At 62.8% G+C, this 1,655-nt stretch carries 1 protein-coding gene; it reads left to right on the forward strand.

What is annotated here, in order from left to right:
* Nucleotides 1-1,655, forward strand: a 1,655-nt coding sequence (locus ACRXB1_RS35690) for a histidine kinase (RefSeq protein ID WP_449494728.1), incomplete at both ends; no start/stop codon positions are given.

Genomic DNA, 1,655 nt, shown 5'->3' on the forward strand with positions numbered 1-1,655 from the left:
TGGCAACATCGCGATCCAGCTCGGCGAAATGCGCGCCGCCCGTCCTGCCGACGTGGCTTCGCAGAGCGCACAGCTCGACCAGACGCTCGCGCGGCTCGACCATGGCGATCCGGTCCGCCCGCTCTTTCTACCGGAAACGCCTGCCATACGCGTGCAATTCAATGTCGTATCGGCGACCTGGCGCGACGCGCTGAAACCCGCGATCGCACAGAACGGCATGGCCCCTCACCTTTATCTCGACCGTCTGCCCGCCTTTGTCTTGCAGGCCGATGCACTCGTGCGTCTGATCGAGCAGGAAAACGCGCGCAAGACCGCGTGGCTCAGGCGCTCGCAGCTCGCGCTCGCGGCGCTGGCCTGCCTTGGCACCACGGCGATCGTGTACCTGCTTTACGCGTGGTTCGTGCTGCCCGTGAGGCGTCTCGAACGGGGTTTGTCGCGAATTGAACAACGCGAATTCACAGCTCGCCTGCAAGTCGAATCGCGCGATGAATTCGGCCATCTGGCGCAGGGTTTCAATCGCATGGCGGGAGAACTCCAAAGCCTTTACCAGGACCTGGCGCTGCGCGTTACGCACAAGACCGCGCAACTTTCGGCACGCAACGGCGAACTGCTTGCGCTCTACGAGATGACCGCGTTCCTGCACGGCGCGCACGACGTGGAAGTGCTGTGCCGCGGATTCCTGACGCGCGTGATGCGCCAGTTCCACGCCGATGCAGGTTCGGTCCGCATCCTCGCCCCGGACGATGACAACCTCCATATGGTCGTCTCGGAAGGATTGCCCGAGCGCATGACCGACATTGAACGCTGCATGCCGGCGGGCGATTGCGTATGCGGCGCGGTGGCGACAAGCGGTATCGCCGTGATCAGGGACCTGCGTTCGGGACACGCCTCGATCAGCGCACCCGCAGTCGATTGCGGCACCGCGGGGTTCGTCACCGTCACTGCGTTCGGTATTGTCTCGAAGCAGATTGCGCTCGGCTCGTTCTCGCTGCACTTTCGTCACGAACGCGACATGCTGCCGTCCGAGACGCGGTTGCTCGAGACGCTCGGACGGCATCTTGGCACCGCATTGCAGAACCATCGGCTGGCGGCGGCCGCCCGTCAGCTTGCGGTGGCGCAGGAGCGCCATCTGGTCGCGCAAGGCTTGCACGACAGCATTGCGCAAAGCCTCAATTTCCTGAAGATGCAATTACATCTGCTCGACACCGCCGCGACCCGCGACGACTTGAACGAGATCCGCGAGATCGTGCCGCTGCTGCGCGGCGGCCTGGAAGAAACTTACGAAGATGTGCGCGAACTGCTCGTTAATTTCCGTACGAAGTTCGGTGCGGGAAGTCTTCGCGATGCCATCGAGGAAACGGTCACGCGCTTCGAGCGGCAATCAGGCATGCCCTTGCACCTCGATTACGAAGAGGCAAGCGGATTGCCGTTGCCGTCCGATCAGCAATTGCAGGTGCTGTTCATCCTCCAGGAGGCGTTGTCGAATGTGCGCAAACATGCATCGGCCTCGAACGTGTGTGTCGTCATCAGGAACGCCGAGGATTTTCATCTGACCGTGCAGGACGACGGCGATGGTTACGACCCGGCCGACATCGCGTGCCGCGCGTTCGCGCATGATGTGAAAGCCGACGTGCGCTTCGCCGCGGCTCGCGATG

The sequence above is a fragment of the Caballeronia sp. M23-90 genome (genome assembly GCF_053574605.1).